Annotated in this window: 15 protein-coding genes; 5 read left to right on the forward strand and 10 right to left on the reverse strand. The window is 73.0% G+C overall.

The features are described 5' to 3' along the window. Positions 1–85: 85 nt before the first annotated feature. From ACN6LD_RS31225 to ACN6LD_RS31245, 5 genes are read right to left on the reverse strand one after another with little or no spacing between them, the layout of a single operon-like run. Positions 86–841: an SDR family oxidoreductase gene (locus ACN6LD_RS31225; RefSeq protein WP_319192494.1), complete on the reverse strand. Its 756-nt coding sequence runs from the start codon at positions 839–841 to the stop codon at positions 86–88. A gap of 5 nt (positions 842–846) precedes the next feature. Continuing rightward, positions 847–2,634 (reverse strand): glycoside hydrolase family 15 protein, encoded by a 1,788-nt coding sequence (locus ACN6LD_RS31230; protein ID WP_319192492.1) that lies wholly within the window; start codon positions 2,632–2,634, stop codon positions 847–849. 33 nt (positions 2,635–2,667) lie between these two features. Continuing rightward, positions 2,668–2,952 (reverse strand): hypothetical protein, encoded by a 285-nt coding sequence (locus tag ACN6LD_RS31235; protein WP_319192491.1) that lies wholly within the window; start codon positions 2,950–2,952, stop codon positions 2,668–2,670. Beyond that, positions 2,949–3,524 (reverse strand): RNA polymerase sigma factor, encoded by a 576-nt coding sequence (locus tag ACN6LD_RS31240; protein WP_445044957.1) that lies wholly within the window; start codon positions 3,522–3,524, stop codon positions 2,949–2,951. Before ACN6LD_RS31240 ends, ACN6LD_RS31235 begins: the two co-directional genes overlap by 4 nt. Further along, positions 3,521–5,077, reverse strand: coding sequence for a sodium:solute symporter family protein (locus ACN6LD_RS31245; RefSeq protein ID WP_445044958.1), 1,557 nt, complete (start codon positions 5,075–5,077; stop codon positions 3,521–3,523). The genes ACN6LD_RS31240 and ACN6LD_RS31245 overlap by 4 nt, the downstream gene beginning before the upstream one ends. A 227-nt stretch (positions 5,078–5,304) precedes the next feature. Here ACN6LD_RS31245 and ACN6LD_RS31250 point away from each other — a divergent pair, with 227 nt between their 5' ends. Continuing rightward, the gene (locus tag ACN6LD_RS31250) at positions 5,305–7,437 is read left to right on the forward strand and encodes a carbon starvation CstA family protein (RefSeq protein ID WP_445044959.1); all 2,133 of its coding nucleotides are present in this window, start codon (positions 5,305–5,307) and stop codon (positions 7,435–7,437) included. Positions 7,438–7,481: 44 nt separating this feature from the next. Beyond that, the gene (locus ACN6LD_RS31255; protein WP_319192509.1) at positions 7,482–7,667 is read left to right on the forward strand and encodes a YbdD/YjiX family protein; all 186 of its coding nucleotides are present in this window, start codon (positions 7,482–7,484) and stop codon (positions 7,665–7,667) included. A gap of 61 nt (positions 7,668–7,728) precedes the next feature. Here the strand turns inward: ACN6LD_RS31255 and ACN6LD_RS31260 are convergent, their stop codons facing one another. The 3 genes from ACN6LD_RS31260 to ACN6LD_RS31270 all read right to left on the reverse strand — a co-directional run bounded on the left by ACN6LD_RS31260 (position 7,729) and on the right by ACN6LD_RS31270 (position 9,965). Continuing rightward, entirely contained in the window at positions 7,729–8,520 is a 792-nt protein-coding gene (locus ACN6LD_RS31260; protein WP_319192484.1) for an SURF1 family cytochrome oxidase biogenesis protein, read from the reverse strand. Between the two features lie 93 nt (positions 8,521–8,613). After that, the gene (locus tag ACN6LD_RS31265) at positions 8,614–8,847 is read right to left on the reverse strand and encodes a hypothetical protein (protein ID WP_319192482.1); all 234 of its coding nucleotides are present in this window, start codon (positions 8,845–8,847) and stop codon (positions 8,614–8,616) included. 116 nt (positions 8,848–8,963) lie between these two features. Further along, positions 8,964–9,965 (reverse strand): DEDDh family exonuclease, encoded by a 1,002-nt coding sequence (locus tag ACN6LD_RS31270; RefSeq protein WP_319192480.1) that lies wholly within the window; start codon positions 9,963–9,965, stop codon positions 8,964–8,966. Between the two features lie 299 nt (positions 9,966–10,264). On the opposite strand from ACN6LD_RS31270, the gene ACN6LD_RS31275 reads away from it, so the two are divergent. The 3 genes from ACN6LD_RS31275 to ACN6LD_RS31285 all read left to right on the forward strand — a co-directional run bounded on the left by ACN6LD_RS31275 (position 10,265) and on the right by ACN6LD_RS31285 (position 12,738). Then, on the forward strand, positions 10,265–10,975 hold the full coding sequence (locus ACN6LD_RS31275) for a VIT1/CCC1 transporter family protein (protein WP_319192478.1): 711 nt from the start codon (positions 10,265–10,267) through the stop codon (positions 10,973–10,975). Between the two features lie 132 nt (positions 10,976–11,107). Continuing rightward, a complete protein-coding gene (locus ACN6LD_RS31280) occupies positions 11,108–12,052 on the forward strand; it encodes a sterol desaturase family protein (protein ID WP_445044960.1) in 945 nt (314 codons plus the stop codon). Beyond that, positions 12,049–12,738: a lysoplasmalogenase gene (locus ACN6LD_RS31285; protein WP_445044961.1), complete on the forward strand. Its 690-nt coding sequence runs from the start codon at positions 12,049–12,051 to the stop codon at positions 12,736–12,738. Before ACN6LD_RS31280 ends, ACN6LD_RS31285 begins: the two co-directional genes overlap by 4 nt. Before the next feature lie 27 nt (positions 12,739–12,765). Here ACN6LD_RS31285 and ACN6LD_RS31290 read toward each other — a convergent pair whose 3' ends face one another. Beyond that, entirely contained in the window at positions 12,766–14,178 is a 1,413-nt protein-coding gene (locus tag ACN6LD_RS31290; protein WP_445044962.1) for a CoA transferase, read from the reverse strand. A 183-nt stretch (positions 14,179–14,361) separates the two neighbouring features. Further along, positions 14,362–15,891 carry a S8 family serine peptidase gene (locus tag ACN6LD_RS31295; RefSeq protein ID WP_445044963.1) on the reverse strand — a complete coding sequence of 510 codons (1,530 nt, stop codon included), beginning with the start codon at positions 15,889–15,891 and terminating at the stop codon, positions 14,362–14,364. Positions 15,892–16,154: the final 263 nt, after the last annotated feature.

Genomic DNA, 16,154 nt, shown 5'->3' on the forward strand with positions numbered 1-16,154 from the left:
CCCCCCCCTGATCCGTCGGCCCGTTTGCGGGACGCGCGAGGGGCCGGCGGGGCTCCGACTCTGCGGGTGCGGCGGTGTGCGGCGCTCAGAATCCGTGCCGCATACCGCCGTCGACGGGCACCATGATCCCGGTCAGGTAGGAGGCGGCCGGCGACAGCAGGAACGCGGCCGTCCGCCCGAACTCCTCCGGCAGGCCGTAGCGCCTGAGCGGAATCCGGGACTCGTTCGCGGCCCGGGTCGCCTCGGGGTCGGCCGACAGGCCGTCCAGCTCCCGCACCCGGTCGGTGTCGATGCGCGCCGGCAGCAGGCCCACCACCCGGATCCCGCGCGGCCCCAGCTCGTCGGAGAGTGATTTGGCGAACCCGGCGAGCCCCGGCCGCAGGCCGTTGGAGATGGTCAGCCCGGGAATCGGCTCGTGCACCGAGCCCGACAGCACGAACCCGATGACCCCGCCCGCCTCCAGCTCGGCGGCGGCCGCCCGGGCCAGCCGGACCGCCCCGAGGAACACCGACTCGAAGGCGCTCTGCCACTGCTCGTCCGTGGTGTCGGCGACGAACCCGGGCGGCGGGCCGCCGACGCTCACCAGCACCCCGTCGAACCCGCCGAACGCGTCCCGGGCCGCCGCGATCAGCCGGGCCGCCGCGCCGGGGTCGGCGTTGTCCACGGCGACGCCGAGGGCGTTCGGCCCCAGTTCCGCCGCGGCGTCGGCGACGCGCTTGTCGTCCCGTCCGGTGAGGACGACCTTCGCGCCGTCCGCGACGAGCTCACGCGCGGCGGCGTTGCCGAGTCCGCGCGTGGCCCCGGTGACGACGTACACCCGGTCCTTCAGTCCAAGATCCATGGCTCCTATCCTGCCTCCTCGCCGTCGAACAGGGTGAGGGCGGTGTTCACCAGGCCGATGTGACTGAACGCCTGCGGGAAGTTGCCGAGGTGCCGGCCCGCCACCGGGTCGTACTCCTCCGCCAGCAGCCCCACGTCGTTGGCCAGACCCACGAGCCGTTCGAACAGCTCCCGTGCCTCCTTCGTGCGGCCCGTCATGTGCAGGGCGTCGGCGAGCCAGAACGAGCAGGCCAGGAAGGCCCCCTCGTCGCCCGGCAGACCGTCCACGGTCGCGCCCTCGGTGCTGTAGCGGCGCAGCAGGCCGTCGTGCCCGAGCTCCGCACGGATCGCGTCGACGGTGCCGACCACGCGGGGGTCGTCCGGCGGCAGGAAGCCGACGCGCGGGATGAGCAGCAGGGCGGCGTCCAGGTCGGCCGAGCCGTAGGACTGGGTGAAGGTGTTGCGCCGCGGGTCGTAGCCCTTCTCGCACACCTCGCGGTGCACCTCGTCGCGCAGGTCCCGCCAGCCGGTCAGGTCGCCGCTGAGCTCCGGGTACGCCTCCAGCGCGCGGACGGCCCGGTCGGCGGCGACCCAGACCATGACCTTGGAGTGCACGAACTGCCGCCGGCCGCCGCGTACCTCCCACAGCCCTTCGTCCGGCTGCCGCCAGTTGTCGCTCAGCCAGTTCATCAGGGCGCACTGCAGGGACCACATGTGCGGCCGGGGCGACATGCCCGAGGTCCGGGCCAGCGACAGGGAGTCCATCACCTCGCCGTAGACGTCCAGCTGGAGCTGCTGCACGGCGCCGTTGCCGATGCGCACGGGCGTGGAGCCCTCGTAGCCGGAGAGCCAGGGAAGCTCGCACTCGGGCAGCCGCCGCTCACCGGACAGCCCATACATGATCTGCAGGTCGGCCGGGTCGCCCGCGACGGCCCGCAGCAGCCAGTTGCGCCACGCCTCGGCGTCCTCCTCGTACCCGGCCGCGAGGAGGGCGCCGAGGGTGAGGGTGGAGTCGCGCAGCCAGCAGAAGCGGTAGTCCCAGTTGCGGACGCCGCCCACCTCCTCCGGCAGCGAGGTGGTGAGTGCGGCCACGATGCCGCCGGTCGGCTGGAAGGTGAGGGCCTTGAGGGTGATCAGGGAGCGGACGACGGCGTCCCGGTGGGGGCCGGTGTAGCGGCAGCGGGCGGCCCATCGCCGCCAGTCGTCGACGCTGGTGGCGAGCGCCTCGTACGGGTCGACGAGCGGCGGGCGGGACTCGTGCGAGGGGTGCCAGGTGAGGACGAAGGCGACCGACTCGCCCTCGGCGAGGGTGAACTCGGAGTGCGTCGTGAAGTCCTCGCCCCAGGTGTGCACGCCCGGTTCGCTGCGGAACCAGACCGCGTCGGGCCCGGCGACCGCCACGTGGTGCCCGTCGGCGCGGCGCATCCACGGCACCACCCAGCCGTAGTCGAAGCGCAGCCGCAGCGTGCTGCGGACGGTGACCCGGCCGCGCAGCCCCTCGACGACGCGCACCACGTCGGGGGCCTGATCGCGCTGCGGCATCAGGTCGGTGACCCGGATCGCGCCGTCGGCGGTCTCCCACTCGGTGTCAAGGACGAGCGTGTCGGGCCGGTAGCCGCGCCGGGTGCAGGCGCCCGTCACGCCCCGCGGGGCGATGCGCCAGTGACCGTTCTCCTCGCCGCCGAGGAGTCGGGCGAAGCAGGCTCCGGAGTCGAAGCGGGGCAGGCAGAGCCAGTCGACGGAACCGTCCGTGCCGACCAGGGCGGCGGTCTGCTCGTCGCCGATGAGGGCGTAGTCCTCGATGCGGGGGTGCACGCCTTGCGGTTTCCCGGTGAACCGGGGAGGCAATCAGGGGTGCGGCCGGGTGAGTGACGCCGGATGCGCCGGGGCCGCCGTGGACGAGAACACGACGCCCCGGTCCGACGGCGCCCGGTTGAGCACCCACAGGCCGATCAGAGTCGCCAGCGCGAAGACGACGGCGACCAGCACGGCGAGCACGAGCCGCCGTCGGCGTTCGCGCCGCAGCCACTCGCCGCGCGCGGTGCGATAGGCGTCCGGAGCCGGCCGCACGCCGCCGGCCAGCGCCTCCAGCGCCTCCCGCAGCTCGCGCTCGGTGCGGTCCGTGTCGTTCATCGCCGGGCCTCCATCGCCTGGGTGAGCGCGGCCAGGCCGCGCGAGGTGTGGGTTTTGACGGACCCGCAGGAGATGCCCATCGCGGCGGCGATCTCGCTCTCCTTCAGGCCGAGCCAGTGCCGCAGCACGAGCGCCTCCCGCTGCCGGGCCGGCAGCTGCTGGAGCGCGTCGATCAGCACGCGCTGGTCGTCGCGCAGCAGCGCGGCGCTCTCCGCGGAGGCGACGGTCTCCTCCGGCAGCTCCGGAGGGCTCTCCACATGCCGGCGGGCGACCTGCAGATGTCGTATCCGCATCCGGGTCAGATTGCAGACGGTGGAGCGCAGATAGGCCTCCGCCGCCTCGACGTCCCGCAGCCGACGCCACTTCCGGTAGATCTGGTAGTACGCCTCGGCGACCACGTTCTCCGGGTCGTCCGCGCCGAGCAGCACGGCCAGTCGCAGCATCGAGGAGTAGTGCAGCTCGAAGAGCCGGGCCAGAGCGGCCTCGCGTTCCAGGTCGGCCGGATCGCCCGGCACGGGGGCGAGGGGCTCCACGGGGGGCTCCTGCACGGGGATCGGGTGTCTGCGTCTCACGGGTGGTTCGCTCCCGTCTCGGGACGCCGCCTGAGGACCAGGCGGGAGGGCAGGTCGGTGGTGTCCGCGCCGCGGGGGACGCGGAGGCGTTCGAGGACCGCGGTGCCGGTGGCAGCGACGGTCAGGTTGAGCAGCAGGGCCACCAGCCCGGCGTAGACCTCCATCGGTCCGAACCCCAGGCTGACGGTGGCGGAGAACCCCTCGCGCACCACGAGATAGGTCCCGGCCGCCATGCCGGCCGCCCAGCCGGCGAGCAGCGCCCGCGGATGCAGTCGGCCCGTGAACAGCCCGACGGCCACCGCGGGGAAGACCTGCAGTATCCACACCCCGCCCAGCAGCTGGAGGTTGACGGCGTCCTGGTCGCGCAGCCCGAACACGAAGGCCACCGCGCCCGCCTTCGCGGTCAGGGAGACGGCCTTGGCGATCCGCACCTGCCTCTTGGGCGTGGCCGTCGGATGGACGTACTGGACGTACACGTTGCGGACGAAGCTCGTGGCGGCCGCGATCGACATCACGGCGGCCGGAACCAGTGCCCCCACGGTGATCGCGGCGAACACCAGCCCGGCCAGCGCGGCCGGCATCAGCCGGTCGACGAGCATCGGCACGGCGGCCTCGGCGCCCCCTTGCGGGGCCCGCACCCCGGCCGCGACGGCGGCGACGCCGAGCAGGCCGAAGAGGGCGAGCAGCCCCGTCCACACCGGCAGCGCCGCGGCGACCTTGCGCAGGGTGCGCGGTCTGTCGGCGGCGAATCCGGCGGTGAGCACGTGCGGGTACATCAGCAGGGCCAGCGCGGAGCCGAGCGCGAGGGTCGCGTACGCGGGCTGCTGTCCGGCGGTGAGGACCAGCGAGGAGTGCGCCACGTCGGGTGCGCCGGTGCGCCGGGCGGCGCCCTCGAAGACGGCGCCCGGCCCGCCGAGCCGCTGGAGCACCAGCCAGCACACGGCGGTCAGCGACACGAACACGGCGACCGCCTTCAGCGCGGAGATGACCGCGGGCGCACGCAGCCCGTGCCGGTAGGTGGCCACCGCGAGCCCCGCGAACAGCGCCACCATCACCAGATCCCCGGCCGCGCCGCGCGGATACACGCCGCCCGCCGTCAGCACCGCCCGTATCCCGAGCAGTTGCAGCGCCAGGTACGGCATCGTCGCGAGGATCCCGGTCAGCGCCACCACGAGGGCCAGCGGCGAGGACCCGTAGCGCCCGCGCACGAAGTCGGCGGCCGTGACGTAGCCCTTGCTGCGGGCCACGCTCCACAGGCGGCTCAGCAGGACGAAGGCGAGCGGGCAGACGATCACGGTGTACGGCACGGCGAAGAACGCGGACGCCCCGTTGCCGTACGCCAGTCCCGGGACGGCGGTGAAGGTGTAGGCGGTGAAGATCGTGCCGCCGAGCAGCAGCCAGGTCCAGACGGCGCCGAGCGAGCGGTCGGCGAGGGCCCAGCCCTCCAGGGAGGGCAGCCGGTCGCTGGGGCGCAGCCGGCGCGCGGCCGCGGCGAGCAGCGACGCCCCGCCGATCACGGCGAGGAACGTCGTGGTCATGGCGGCGTCGGCCATGGGTCACCGTCCTTGGTGTGCCTGTCCCCTCACCGGTCAGTTGCGCCGGCGGCCGTTTCGGTTGACCGGGATGCGGCGGGAAATCCTCCGGAGATTCGCTGTCAACCGGTTGCGGAGGGCGGGCAACTCTTGCACAGACCGACAGCGAGCGGGGAGAGCCGCCCGTCGCTGATCTCCTGGCGCCCCGTGTCACGAGGCGCGCAGCACCGCCCAGGCGAGGAGCCGCCATGTCTGTGTCCACCCTGCCCGAAACAGGTGTTCCGGGGCCGGAAAAGTCGCGTATGTCACGGAGATCCGTTCTGCTGTGGGCGGCCGTCGCGCTGCTCGGCGCCGTCGCCTGGGGCGTCGTCGCCCTAGCCCGGGGGGAGCGGATATCGGCGGTCTGGCTGGTGGTCGCCGCCCTCGGTTCGTACGCCATCGCCTACCGCTTCTACGCCCGCTTCATCGCCCGCCGGGTGCTGCGGCCGGACGACCGCCGGGCCACCCCCGCCGAACGCCTCGAGGACGGCGTCGACTTCCAGCCCACCGACCGCCGGGTCCTGCTCGGACACCACTTCGCCGCGATCGCCGGGGCGGGCCCCCTGGTCGGCCCCGTGCTCGCGGCGCAGATGGGCTATCTGCCAGGCACCCTGTGGATCGTCGCCGGGGTGATCTTCGCGGGCGCGGTGCAGGACATGGTCGTGCTGTTCCTCTCCATGCGCCGGGACGGCACCTCGCTCGGGCAGATGGCCCGCGACGAGATAGGCCGCGCGGGCGGAGCGGCGGCCCTCGTGGCCGTCTTCGCCATCATGATCATTCTTCTGGGCGTGCTGGCGCTGGTCGTGGTCAACGCGCTCGCCCACTCGCCCTGGGGGACCTTCTCCGTCGCGATGACCGTTCCCATCGCCCTGTTCATGGGCCTCTGGCTGCACCGCATCCGCCCGGGCCGGGTAGTGGAGACCAGCCTCATCGGCGTGGCGCTGCTGCTGCTCGCGATCGTGGGCGGCGGCTGGGTGCAGAACTCCTCGCTGGCCGACGCCTTCACGCTCAGCCCCACGACCCTCGTCTTCTGCCTCATCGGCTACGGCTTCGTCGCCTCCGTGCTGCCGGTGTGGATGCTGCTCGCCCCGCGCGACTACCTCTCCACCTTCATGAAGATCGGCACGATCGCGCTGCTGGCGGTCGGCGTGGTCGTGGCCGCGCCCGTGCTCAGGGCGGACGCGGTCAGCGACTTCGCCTCCTCGGGCGCGGGTCCCGTCTTCGCGGGGGCGCTGTTCCCGTTCCTCTTCATCACCATCGCCTGCGGTGCGCTGTCCGGCTTCCACGCGCTCGTCTCGTCCGGGACGACGCCCAAGCTCATCCAGAAGGAGTCCCAGGTCAGGCTCATCGGTTACGGCGCGATGCTGATGGAGTCGTTCGTCGCGATCATGGCGCTGATCGCCGCGGCCACCCTGGAGCCGGGTCTGTACTACGCGATGAACGCGCCGGCCGGCCTGCTGGGCGCGACGGCCGAGTCGGCTTCCCACGCGGTCGCGGGCCTCGGCTTCACCATCAGCCCGGACCAGCTCGCCTCCGCCGCCAGGGCGGTCGAGGAGCAGACCCTGATCGCTCGCTCCGGCGGCGCCCCCACGCTGGCCGTCGGCATGTCGGAGATCTTCTCCGGCGTCTTCGGCGGGACCGCGATGAAGGCGTTCTGGTACCACTTCGCCATCATGTTCGAGGCGCTGTTCATCCTGACCACGGTGGACGCGGGCACCCGCGTCGGCCGCTTCATGCTCCAGGACATGCTCGGCAACGTGTGGAAGCCGGTCGGCCGGGTCAACTGGAAGCCCGGCATCTGGCTCTGCAGCGGTCTGGTCGTCGCCGCCTGGGGCTACTTCCTGTACACCGGCGCCACGGACCCGCTCGGCGGGATCAACCAGCTCTTCCCGCTCTTCGGCATCGCCAACCAGCTGCTGGCAGCCATCGCCCTGACCGTGTGCACGACGGTGCTGGTGAAGTCCGGCCGACTGCGCTGGGCCTGGGTGACGGGCGTGCCGCTGGCCTGGGTCGTCGCGGTCACCTTCACCGCCGGCTGGCAGAAGATCTTCTCCGACGACCCCAGGATCGGCTTCTTCGCCCAGCGCGCCCGGTATGCCGACGCCCTCGACGCCGGGCAGGTGCTGGCGCCCGCGAAGTCGGCGGCCGACATGCACACGGTGGTCGCCAACTCCACGGTGGACGGCGTGCTGATCGCCGTGTTCCTGCTGCTGGTCGCCGTGGTGATCGTGAACGCGGCGGTGGTCTGCGTACGGGCCGTGCGCTCGCCGGTCCCGCTGCCGACGGCCGAGGCGGCGTTCGTCGAGTCCCGGATCGACGTGCCGACGGCGGTGGGATCGTGAGCGCCGCAGTGCGCGGGACGTCGGCGCTGCGCCGGCTCCTGCGGGTGGCCTCGCACGGGGCGCGGACCGTGCGCTGGTACCTGCGCGAGCTGACCGGCGAGGGGGAGTACGACCGCTACTGCGAGCGGCGCCGGCGCCATCACCCGCTCGCTCCCGTCCCGACCCCGCGCGAGTACCAGGTGCTGCGCAGCCTGCACCGCGAGGAGCATCCGCAGAGCCGCTGCTGCTGACGCGCGGACGTCGGAGCGGGCAGGGCGGCGGGCGTGACGGGGCCCGGCCGGGCCGGCGGTGCTACACCGTCGCCGGCTCGGCCGGCTCCGGCTCCGGGGCAGCCGCCGCGGCCCGGTCGCGGGCCTCGCGGCGGACCAGGATCAGCCAGCCGACGGGGACGCCCGCGGCGAACAGCCACCACTGGATGGTGTAGGCGAAGTTCAGCGCCGCGTCCTCGCTGCCGGGCGGGCCCAGCAGTTCGGGGCTGTCGCCCTTGGGCGCGGGCGCCGTCAGCGCGATGTAGCCGCCGAGCACCTGCGCACCGAGCCGCCGGGACTCCCGCTCGCTGTTGATCAGCATGACCTGCCGGTCCGGCAGTCCCTTGAGGTCCTTGATGCCGCTCGCCGCGGTCGTCTCGTCGGGCATCAGCCGGCCGGTGACCGTGACCCTGCCGCCGGGCGGCGCGGGGATCTCGGGGAAGGCGGTCTGGCTCGGGCCGTTCGCGGGGATCCAGCCGCGGTTGACCAGCAGCACCTTGCCGTCCGTCAGGACGAGCGGGGTGAGGACGTGGAACCCGACGGTCTCGTCGGCGTTGACCCGGCGCCGGACGACGACCTCGTGCCCGGCGTCGAAGACGCCGGTGGCGCTCACGTTGTGGTAGCGCTCGCTGCGGGTGACGACATGGCCGACGGCGGTCAGCTTCTCGACGGGCACCGCGTCGGCGGCCAGCGCGTCGGAGACGAGCTGGTTGCGCGCGGTGCGCTCCTCGTAGCGGTGCATCTGCCAGAAGCCCAGCCTGATCATCGTGGGGATGAGAAGGAGGGAGACCAGCGTGAGGATCACCCACTGCCGGGACAACAGGAAGCGGTACACCCCACGACCGTACAACTCGGTCGTGGGGCGCATGCGGCCGGGTGCCGCGGGACGTCCTCGGCGGCCGACCGCCGGTAGCTGCCGGACCCGGGCTCAGGCCCTGTCGACGATCCCCACCCGGCCCTCCGCGCGGGCGCAGTGCGCGCCGCAGTACCAGTGACCCTCCACCTCGACGCCCTGGCCGATGATCTGCACCCTGCAGTGCTCGCAGATGGGGGCCATGCGATGGATCGCACAGGAGAAGCAGTCGAAGACATGGACCGCGCCCTGCGCGTGCACTTCGAAGGTCATTCCGTAGTCATTGCCGCAAACTTCGCATCTCGCCATGCGCCACAGGGTGAGCCGTCGCCCCCGCGCGGGCGAGCGGGCGGCGGGCGAGTCGCGCGGCAATCACCCGTACGCACCGGTCGGCGCCCGCGGGTTCGCGCAGTCGTCCGCGCGGGTCACTCGTCGGCGGGCTCCACATCCCGCAGGAGCTGCCCGAACGCGGCCTCGTCCACCACGGGCGTCCCGAACTGCCGCGCCTTCACCACTTTCGACGTGCCCGAGTCGGGGTCGTTGGTGACCAGCAGGCTGGTCAGCCGGGACAGGCTCGTGGCGACATGCAGTCCCGCCTCGGCGGCACGGTCCTCCAGCAGTTCGCGTTCGACCGAGGTGTCTCCCGAGAAGGCGACCCGCATGCCCTGCTTGAGCCGTCTGCCGTCCTCGTAGCGCCCCGGGTTCGGATGCGGGCATACCGGCCTTTTCCGGGACGGCCGCCAACTGCTGGGCCGGTAGCCGCCGTAGCCGCCGCCCGGGCCGCTCGCCTGCCGCCCGATCAGGGACGCCGGACGGTCGGCCCACTCCGTCAGCGGACGGCACTCGAGCAGCGGCAGCCGGACTCCGCCCTCCGCCGCGGCCCGCAGGCTCGGCCGGAACGCCTCCGCCAGCACGCGTGCGTCGTCCAGCGCGTGGTGCGCCCGCTGCTGCACGACGCCGAAGTGGGCCGCGAGCGACTCCAGCTTGTGGTTGGGCAGCGGCAGCCCCAACTCCTTGGACAGCGCGATGGTGCACAGCCGCTGCCGCACCGGCGCCTCACGCTCCGCGCGCGCGTACTCCCGCGCGATCATCTGCCAGTCGAAGACCGCGTTGTGCGCGACGAGCACCCGGCCGTCGAGCCGGGCGGCGAACTCCTCCGCCACCTCGTGGAAGAGGGGCGCGCCCGCCAGCACGTCGCTCGTCAGACCGTGTATCCACACCGGGCCCGGGTCGCGTTGCGGATTGACCAGCGTGTACCAGTGGTCCTGGACCTCGCCGCGCGCGTCCAGCCGGTAGACGGCCGCGGAGATGATCCGGTCGTCCCGCGCCAGGCCGGTGGTCTCCACGTCAACGACCGCGTATCCCCGGGGATACGCGGTCGGCCACTCCGTGGGGGACGACGCTGTCGTCGTGTGGTCTTCGAGCATGGTCACTGAGGATACGGGCCGCCACCGACACCCCGCCGCCCCCGCCCCGCGGCGCAGGGCGCGGGAAGTCCTCCGGACCGCACGGGAGTTCGCCGTGCGCACGCCCGCGTGCCCCCGGCCCCCGGCCGACGGCGCCGCAACTCCCGCCGCGCCCGACGCCGTTACGCTTCTCCGCCCCTCGTCCGCCCCTCGTCCGGCTGTGTCCTCGTCCCCGGTCGCTCGCCCCCGCTCGCTCGTCCCCTCCCGCAGCCGGGCGTCGCAGCGCGACCCGCGGCCTGGGAGGTGTCATCCTCCGTCCTGTGACGGAACCCACCCACGCCGAGGCCCACGACGGCTCGCTCGGATCCCGGCTCAACTGGCTGCGCGCCGCGGTCCTCGGCGCCAACGACGGCATCGTCTCCACCGCGGGTCTCGTCGTCGGCGTGGCCGGCGCGACGGACCACCGCTCCGCGCTGCTGACGGCCGGCCTCGCCGGGCTGCTCGCCGGGTCGATGTCCATGGCGGCGGGCGAGTACGTCTCCGTGTCGACCCAGCGGGACTCCGAGAAGGCCGCGCTCGCTCTGGAGCGGCGGGAACTGAGCGAGCAGCCCGAGGCCGAACTGGAGGAGCTGACGGAGCTGCTGGAGGAGCGGGGCCTGTCCCGGGACGTGGCCCGGGAGGCGGCCGTCCAGCTCACGGAACGGGACGCCCTTCGGGCGCACGCGCGCGTGGAGCTCGGCATCGACCCCGACGACCTCACCGACCCCTGGCATGCGGCCTGGGCGAGCTTCCTCGCCTTCACGGCGGGCGCCCTGCTGCCGCTGCTGGCAGTCGTGCTGCCCCCGGCCGACCGGCGTCTCCCGGTGACCGTCGTCTCCGTCCTGGTGGCTCTGACCGTCACGGGCTGGTCCGGCGCCCGGCTGGGCGCCGCGGCCCCCGGGCGGGCGGTGGTGCGCAATGTGGGCGGCGGAGCCCTGGCGATGGGGGTGACATACCTGGTCGGTTCGCTCATGGGGGCCACGGGGGTGTGAAGGAGGCGTGAAGCGGGCGGGGTCCGTCGTCGCGGGTTGGCGGGGATCACCAATAAGCAAGCGCATACCCCTGGAAATACTTGTCGGTAACACCGTCTAGCCGCAGCCCACCAGCGGTTCTACGGTGCCAGCATGCCGAACCTGCCCGATGTCGTGCTGTGGTCGATACCCGCCTTCGTGCTGCTCACCGTGATCGAGATCATCAGCGTCCGCGTCCATCCCGACGAGGACGCCGCCGGGTACCGGACGAAGGATGCCGTGACCAGCGTCGGCATGGGGCTCGGGAGCCTCGTCTTCGACTTCGTCTGGAAGATCCCGATCGTCGCGACATACACCGCGATCTACGAGCTGACGCCGCTGCGCGTGCCCGTCCTGTGGTGGACGCTCCCGGTGATGCTGCTGGCGCAGGACTTCTTCTACTACTGGTCCCACCGCGGTCACCACGTCATCCGGGTCCTGTGGGCCTGCCACGTGGTCCACCACTCCAGCGAGAAGTTCAACCTCACGACCGCCCTGCGCCAGCCCTGGACCACGCTGACCGTCTGGCCCTTCTACGTTCCGCTCATCGCCGCCGGCGTCCACCCGGCCGCGCTGGCCTTCTGTTCCTCGGTCAACCTCGTCTACCAGTTCTGGATCCACACCGAGCGGATCGACCGGATGCCCCGGTGGTTCGAGTTCGTGTTCAACACGCCGTCCCACCACCGCGTCCACCACGCCTCCCAGGGCGGCTACCTGGACCGCAACTTCGGCGGCATCCTCATCGTGTGGGACCGGCTGTTCGGCTCCTTCGTGCCCGAGACCGACCGGCCCGTGTACGGGTTGACCAAGAACATCAACACGTTCAACCCGATCAAGGTGGCGACTCACGAGTACGTCGCCATCGCCAAGGACCTCAGGGCCGCGGCGGGCTGGCGCGAGCGGGCGGGGCGGGTCTTCGGCGGGCCGGGCTGGCAGCCGGCGGCTCCACTCGAGCCGACCCCCGCCGAGCCGACCGCCACCGAGCCGACCCCCACCGAGCCGACCGCGACCGTGCCGGCGTCGCAGGCCGCACCGGTAGGGGAGACCACGGCCGCGTGACCCGCTCCCGCGTCCGACCGGCCCTGTTCGGCCTGCTCGGCCTGTTCGCGCTCGCCGCCGCCGTCGACCTGCTCAGCCTCGCCTTCGGCTTCGAGTCCGGCCACGCCGTCGCCAAGCCGCTCCTGATGCCTCTCCTCGCTGCCTGGGCGGCCCTGCGCGGCGCGCCCCGGCTCCTCGTCGCCGCCCTGCTGTGCGGCTGGGGCGGCGACACCCTGCTGCTGTTCGACGCCGACGCCGCCTTCCTCGCCGGCATGGCCTCCTTCGCCGCCGGGCACGTCTGCTACCTCGTGCTGTTCACCCGCGTCGGCCGCTCCCGCGCGGGCGCCCTGCTCCTCGCTCCCTGCTACGCCGTCGCCCTGATCACGACGGTCGTCCTGCTCCGGCCCGATCTGCCCGCGGAGCTGCGCCTGCCCGTCGCCGTCTACAGCACCCTGCTCACGGCCATGGCCTGCACCGCCACCGCCCGGCTCGGCCCGGTCGCCGGCGCCGGCGGCGCGCTCTTCCTGCTCTCCGACACGCTCATCGCCACCGGTGTGGCGCACTGGCCGCAGCCGCCGCGCCCCGACCTGTGGATCATGCTCACCTATATCGCCGCGCAGTTCCTGCTGGTCCGAGGCTCCCTCGGGGAGCGACGCCAGGAGCCGGAACGGGCGGACAGCCGGCAGGTCCTCGCCGACCCCGGGTGACCGGCCCCGGGTGACCGGCCCCGCCGGTCAGAGCCAGCGGGCCGGATCGGCTCCCCAGCGGCCCGGCGGGCGCGCCCAGTCGGCCGGCCCGCCGTCGAAGCGCACCGGCGGCAGGACGTACCGCAGTCGCCCGAGAGGACTGTCGGCGTGCGCGAGCCACGGCGACGGGTCGAGGGGGCCGTCCCCGGTTCGCCGCACGTCCTGTCCCGGGTCTGCGTCCGCGCCGCTCCGGGCGTCCTCGGTCAGCCAGGCCGCCGTCCGGGCCAGCGCCAGCCGGACGAGGCGGGCGCCGCCGTCGGCCGACTGCTCGGTCAGCGCACGCAGCACGCCGGCTGCCAGCAGATAGCCGGTCCCGTGGTCCAGGGCCTGCGCCGGCAGTGCTCCGGGCTGCTCGGCCGAGCCCTCTACGGCCGCGATGCCGGTGGCCGCCTGCACCAGGCTGTCGAAGCCCCGTCGGTCGCCCCAGGGCCCGTACACCCCCCAGGCCGACACCTGTGCGACGACCACTCCGGGCCGACGTTCGGCCAGGGCCTCGGGGGAGAGCCCGAAGCGGTCGAGCGCGCCCGGCCGGTACCCGGTGACGACGACGTCCGCCGTCGCGAGCAGCTCCTCGAAGGCCCGCCGGTCCGCGGCGAGGTCCAGCAGGGCCGAGCGTTTGCCGAAGCCCGTGTCGGCGTGCTGGTCCGGCAGTTCGGGCAGACCGGGCGCGTCCACGCGCAGGACGTCGGCGCCCAGCAGGGCGAGGGTGCGGGTGGCGACCGGCCCCGCGAGGACCCGGGTCAGGTCCAGGACGCGCACTTTGGCGGCCGGCAGCAGGGGGCCGCCCTCCATCGGCGCGAAGGCACGCACGGGCGCCCCGTCCAGCCTGCTGCGCTCGACCAGGGGCCGGCCGGCGATGGCTGCGGCCTGCTCGTGCGTCGCCCACTGCCGTGGTGTGCGCAGCGCGACGGCCAGGCCGCCGGCCGCGTGCACCGCGTCCTCGACCTCCTGTGCCCGGCGTCCGGCGAGAACGGCCTCGACGGCGGCGGGCCCGGAGTTCGCACCGTCGGCGTCGACGGGCAGGCCGAGCGCGCGCAGCAGGCGCTCGCGGTGGTGCGGGTAGTTGGCGTGGGTGCGCACCCAGCCGTCGGCGGTCCGCCAGAACCGGGACAGCGGGGCGAAGGACACCGGCGCCCGGTCGTCGATCAGCGTATGCCGTTCGCTGACGAACGCCGCGGCGACCGCTGCGTCGTCCACCCGCACCTCGGGCGTCCGCGGCAGGCCCGACCGTCGCGCCCCCAGCTCCGCGGCGGCCAGCGCGCACGCGCCCACGCAGGCGCGCGCCAGCTGCCGTACAGGCAGCCGCGCCGGCAGAGCGCCGCCCCGGACGACCGTCGACACGTGCGCGAGGAGAGCGGGATCGCCGCCCAGTTCCGACCATGCGAACTCGATGTCAGTCATGACTGCATGATGCATTATTGATTCAATCAACATATGTGCTCCGCCTGTCCGCCTGTCCGCCCGTCCACCCGTCCGTCGCATCCGGCCTGTCCGTCGAGCCGGCGTCGCCGCACGGGAAAGGGCCGGGCGGATGACCGCCCGGCCCTCGAACCCCGTGCGCCACGGTCGTGGCGGTCGGAGCGACTACTTCACGGCGCGCAGCGCGTTCACGACGCCGTGGCCGAAGAAGGCGTTGTACCGCTTTCCGCCCACGCACGTCGCGTCCACGACGCCGTTGCCGTCACCGTCGTACGGCTCGGTCGGGCACGCCGTGCTGTCCGCCTGGAGCTTGAGGAGCGCCTGCAGCTGGGCGGGGCTCGCGTACGGATGCGTCGACTTCAGGAGCGCGGCCACGCCGGCCACGTGCGGCGACGCCATCGAGGTGCCCTGCAGATAGCCGTACGTGTTGTTCGGCAGCGTCGACAGGATGCGCCCGTTGGCCGACGGCGTGTCCGGGATCTGGTACTTGTCGCCGCCCGGGGCCGCCACGTCGATCGCGCCGAGGCCGTAGGTGGAGTAGTACGACTTGGTGCCCTTGACGCCCGTGGCGCTCACGGTGACGACACCCGGCAGCTGGGTCGGCACGTCGAAGCACTCGTGCGGATCGATCGTGCGCGTCACCGGCGTGGCGTCGTCGGGGCTGGACGCGTCCACGATGGCGTCGGAGTCGAGGTCGTGGTTGGAGTTGCCCGCCGAGGCCACGTTGAGCGTGCCCTTCTTCTGGGCGTACAGCTGGGCCCTGTTGACCGCGTCGACGATGGCCCGCTGGTCCGGGTCGTCCATGCAGTTGTACAGCCACGGGTCGACGTAGTAGCTGTTGTTCGTGACCTCGACGCCGTGGTCGGCGGCGAACACGAACGCGCAGACGACGTTCTCCGGGTAGAAGAGGCCGTCCTTGGGGTCGCTCACCTTGATGCTCGCGACCTTGACGCCCGGCGCCACGCCGGCGACGCCGACGCCGTTGCGGGCGGCCGCGATCTCACCGGCGACATGGGTGCCGTGGTAGTCCTCCGCCGTGTACGGACGCCAGGCGCCCGCGCTGGTGTCCGCGACGCCGCCGACGCAGTTCGCCGACTGGGACGCGGAGAAGTTCGCGGTGAGGTCCGGGTGGGTGTCGTCGACGCCGGTGTCGATCACGGCGACCGTCACCCTCTTGCTGCCCGGGTTGATCTTGGCGGCCTTGTCGGCGCCTATCGCGCGCAGGTCCCACTGGTCCGCCTCGAGCGGCTCGCTCTGGCCCGCCGCGCCGGACGCCTTCGCGACCTTCGCCGCCTCCGCCTTCGACAGGACCTGCACCGCGCCCTCGTCGGTGGTCCCGGCGGGGCTCAGCGGAGTCGTGCGGGTGGCGCCGGCCGACTGCACGCCCCGCACCGCGCGTATCCGCGGACCGAAGTCGGGGTTCGCCGAGTGGACGACGAGCACGCCGATCCTCTCGTAGGACGCGACGACGGTGCCGCCGACCGAGGCGATCGCCTTCTTCACCGACCCGATCGTGCGGTGGTCCACCCTCGTGTTGACGACGTACGCCAGCGTCGGGGCGTCGGTCGCCCGGGTGGCGGATGTCGTGGCGGGAGCCGCGGTGGCCGCAGTCGGCAGGAAGCCGAGGGAGGCGGTCAGCGACAGCACGACGGGCACCGCGAGTGCGAGGCGGCGTCTGGAAGGCAGATGAGCCATGGGGTCTCCACATCATCCGGAAAGGGGACCTGGCCGAGCACAGATCCTGCTCGGCAGGTACATGACGGGTGGTGCTGAGCCGAAGCTATCCAACTGACTCGCCGGCCAGCAACGATCCCGGGCGACGACTTCGGCCCCGGGGATCAATCGAACCGTGGTTGGCGCTGAGATTGATCATGGCGGTCTAGCACAGCTCCGGGATGCGGCGTCAGGTTTCTCTGGAAGCCAGGTGGGCCCGGATGACGGGTGGCTACCGTCCGCCG

This window comes from Streptomyces sp. SAS_272, assembly GCF_052543235.1.